The organism is uncultured Negativibacillus sp. (genome assembly GCF_944388365.1).
Lineage (GTDB): Bacteria > Bacillota > Clostridia > Oscillospirales > Ruminococcaceae > Negativibacillus.
Genome location: NZ_CALXIN010000137.1, coordinates 1 through 4,052, shown reverse-complemented (window position 1 = coordinate 4,052; position 4,052 = coordinate 1). Strand labels below are relative to the sequence as shown.

Annotated in this window: 4 protein-coding genes; 3 read left to right on the top strand and 1 reads right to left on the bottom strand. The window is 51.3% G+C overall.

The genetic code is table 11. The features are described from left to right. Positions 1-265: maltose acetyltransferase domain-containing protein (locus tag Q0L39_RS11075; protein WP_296629190.1), on the bottom strand; the 265-nt coding region annotated here is incomplete at its 3' end. 205 nt (positions 266-470) lie between these two features. Here Q0L39_RS11075 and Q0L39_RS11070 point away from each other — a divergent pair. From Q0L39_RS11070 to Q0L39_RS11060, 3 genes are all read left to right on the top strand, one after another. Next, positions 471-1,508 carry a M28 family peptidase gene (locus Q0L39_RS11070; protein ID WP_296629188.1) on the top strand — a complete coding sequence of 346 codons (1,038 nt, stop codon included), beginning with the start codon at positions 471-473 and terminating at the stop codon, positions 1,506-1,508. After that, complete coding sequence (locus tag Q0L39_RS11065) at positions 1,505-2,518, top strand: M42 family peptidase (protein WP_296629186.1); 1,014 nt, start codon at positions 1,505-1,507, stop codon at positions 2,516-2,518. Before Q0L39_RS11070 ends, Q0L39_RS11065 begins: the two co-directional genes overlap by 4 nt. Before the next feature lie 393 nt (positions 2,519-2,911). Next, positions 2,912-4,052 (top strand): ABC transporter substrate-binding protein (locus Q0L39_RS11060; protein ID WP_296629184.1); only part of this gene is annotated, 1,141 nt, incomplete at its 3' end.

The window sequence follows — 4,052 nt, the reverse complement described above, 5'->3', positions numbered from 1 at the left end:
GAAAGGTGCAGTTCATGTTGACTTCGCAGTTGTCGCCAAAATAGATGTTGTTGCCGTAGTCCACATAAAACGGCGGTGTGATCCACAGATTTTTGCCGCGTCCGCCCAGAAGCTCGGTCAGGATGCGTTCCTTTTGTGCAAGGTCCTGGGAGTCGGTGCGGTTGTAGTCGCGGATCAGGTCCTTTGCCTTGTGCCATTGTGTCAGCAGTTCTGGATCGCCGCAGTCGTATAACAGGCCGGCCAGCATTTTTTCACGTTCGGTCATAATGATCCCTCACAGTTTGTTTTTTATAGAATAGGAAAGAATGAAATGGATGTGAGTTCAGTATACCATGGGAAGAATGGCTCGTCCAGAGGAAGAAAGGACGGCAATCCCTTGCAGGAATCCAAAATCCTGCTATAATCAAAGGGAAGAGAATGTTTGTAGAATGGTCTGCTTTGGCAGCCGTTTACTGAAAGGGGAAAATGCGATGGAAATACTCGCTTTGTTAGAAAAGCTGACCCAACATCACGGCGTTGCAGGCGATGAAAAGCCGATTGCCGACCTGTTGGAGGAGGAGATCCGCGACCTGGGACCGGTGCGCCGTACACCATTGGGCAGTTTAATCTGCACCGTCAAGCAGGAATCGCCGGACAAGCCGCATGTTGTGCTGGAAGCGCACATGGATGAAATCGGTCTGATGGTCTGCGCTATCGACAAGGACGGCTTTTTGAAGGTGACCCGCTGCGGCGGTATCGACCGCCGTGTGGCAACTGCCTCTCCGGTCATCATCCACGGAACCAAAGGTCCGCGCCGCGGCATCGTCGCCTCGGAGGAGCAGGACCCTGCCAAAAATCCGACGGTTGATCAGCTCTATGTCGATGCCGGCATGAGCAGGGAACAGGCGGAGGAGGAATTTCCGATTGGAACAAGAATCTCCTATATGGGAAGCTTTAAACATCTGCTGGAGGGCAATGTTTCCAGCAAGGCGCTGGACGACCGCTGCGGCTGTGCTGCGATGATTACCGCTGCCCGTCTGCTCAAAACGATGGACACCGACTGTTCGATCACGCTGCTGCTGAGCGTCATGGAGGAGGTCGGCGGCATGGGTGCGGCGACCGGAGCCAATGCCCTGCAGCCGATCAGCCACTGTATCTCGGTGGATGTCAGCTTTGCACTGACTCCAGAATTGCAGACCCATCAGGGCGGCAAGCTGGGCGACGGTCCGATGGTCGGACACAACCCAATCCTCAGCAGAGAGGTTTCGGAGGAGATGGCACGGGTCGGTCGGGAGCAGAACATCACCCATCAGGTCAAGGTCTATGCGGGTTATCGCACCGGAACCGACGCAGACGGCATCATCCTTGCAGGTCAGGGAGCAAAGGGTGCCTGCACCTGCATCCCGCTGCGCTATATGCACACACCGGTGGAGGTCATCAATGCATCCGACATGGAAAACACCGCAAAACTGGCGGCAGCCTATGTCGCTGAATGTATCAGACCGCAGGAAGGAGCGTGCAGAGCATGAGCAAGGTAGAGTGGATCACCACACTTTGTAATACAGATGGAATTTCCGGCAGAGAGGACAAGGTGCGCAGCGCTCTGATTGAGATGATCGACGGACACTGTGACTGGAAGGTGGATGCCAGAGGAAACCTGCTCTGTCACAAAAAGGGCAGACATCCGGCAGTCAAAAAGCTGATGATTACCGCCCACATGGATGAGGCAGGCTTCATGCTGACCGGCATCCGTGAGGATGGACTGCTCTCCTTTGCCAACGCCGGCGATGTTGACAGCCGTGTGACGCTGGGAAAAGCGGTTCGCATTGATGGAAAGACGCTGGGCGTCATCGGAACAAAGCCGATTCATCTGCAGACTAAGGAGGAACAGGATCGTCCGGTACCGTTTGACAAGCTGTACATCGACATCGGCGCTTCCAGCAGGGAAAGTGCTGAACAGGCGGTTAGTCTGGGAGCACAGATCACTTTTGCCGGCGAAGGAGTTGCTGAATTTGGCGACGGCTACCTGACCGGCAAGGCGATGGAAACCCGTGCAGCCTGCGCGATGCTGGCGGAGATGCTCTGCGAGGAATGGGAGTACGACGTCGACGTTGTCTTTACCACCAGTGCGCAGACGATGACCTCGGGTGCTGCCAATGCAGCCTTTGTCCTTCGTCCAGATCTGGCGTTGGTCATCGGCAGCGCAAAAGCCGACGATGTGCGCGGTGGAGCGCACACCTGCTGCCTTGGAAAAGGACCGGCGGTTTGTCTGCACGATCAGACCACCTATTATGACCTGGCCTTCTATCAGCAATGCCTGAAGGCAGCAAAGGAGCATCAGATCGCATTGCAGCAGATTGAACGCAGCAGCGATAAAAACGAGAGCAAGCAGATTCAGACCTCCTGTGCGGGAGTTCCGGTGATGGCGCTGTCGATTCCTTGCCGTTATCCTGCGTCCATCTCTGCAATGATTGCAAAGCAGGACCTGGCGCTGACCAGACAGATGATCCTTGCTCTGGCAGAAGAAATCCAGAAATAAGCAAGAATGATATTTGTAGTTTCAGGCTGAAATTGATCGTCAAAATAAATAAAAAGCAGGAATCCGTCCTAGGATTCCTGCTTTTTATTTATTTTTTTACAGAAAAAGGATAGATTTTACATATTTTATCCTGATATTTACATAAAGCGGTTGTAGGGAAAATCAATACAAACGGATCGTTAAATAAAATACAAAACTATGGAATAAGACTAAAAAAGAGAGGGTACCCCATGATTTTGTATATATTGTCCAAAGATTATATCTATAAATAAAACAAGTGAATAAGTATTTTCGATTGGATTTTGTCAAAAAAACAAGATACAATAGTTGCAGATCAAAAAGGGCAGAAATTCTGCCAAGTTTATTGTTGCTTTTTTAACGGGAGGAATACCAATGAAAAAGAAAATTCTCAGCCTGCTGCTGTGTGCAGTTATGCTGACAGCATCTCTGACTGCCTGCTCTGGCAGCAATCAGACACAGACCGAGACTTCGGAGCAGACAACCACCGAAGAATCGGCACAGACCGAGGAAACTGCAGAAGAATCCACCGAGGAAACAGCTACAGCGGAAGAAACCAACCTGATCATTCCAAGTGCAAGCTGTGTATCCAACCTGAACCCTCTGCTGGAAACCTACAAAGAGGGCGTTATCATGCTCAACCCACTGTATGATCCGCTCTTCATCAAGGACGTCGATGAAACCAGATATTATCTGGCAGAATCCTACGAAGTTTCCGAGGACGGCACCGTTGTCACCCTCAAACTGAAAGACGGCCTGAAATGGCATGACGGCGAAGCAATCACCGCTGACGACGTCATCTTCACCCTGGATGTCAATGCAGACACCAACAACGGCGCAGGCAACACCAACGCTGTTATCATCAACGACCAGCCGGTTACCTATGAGAAGGTAGACGATCTGACCGTAAAAATCACCCTGCCAGTTGCCTCCGTTTCCTATCCGGACCTGCTCGGTCAGGTAACTCTGATCCCAGAGCATGTATTCGGCGGCAACACCAACATCGTCGGCGCTGAAGCCAATATGACCGGCATCGGTTCCGGTCCATACAAACTGTCTGAGTTTGTACAGGATCAGTACCTGGTAGTAGAGAAAAACGAGGACTACTACATGGGCGCTCCATCCATCGACAAGATCACCTTCAAAATCATCTCCGACACCGCAGCACAGGAAGTTTCTCTGATGAACGGCGAAGTAAACTTCATGGAGCTGGCAAATGCACAGGCTGTTGAAAAGTACGCAAACGACAGCAACTACAATGTTGTGAAATATCCAGAAGGCCGTGTAAACTACCTGGCAGTCAACAAGTTCTGCTCCACCTTTGAAGATCCAAAGGTTGTCGAGGCAGTCTTTGCAGCACTTAACAAAGAAGAAATCATCGCCGGTGCTTACGGCGAAGGTATGGCTGAGCCTGCAAACACCATCTTCAGCAACGTTAACACCTTCTATGACAGCTCGATCCAGGGTTATGAGCAGGATCTGGAAAAAGCAAAACAGCTGGTCAGCGAGGCAGGTC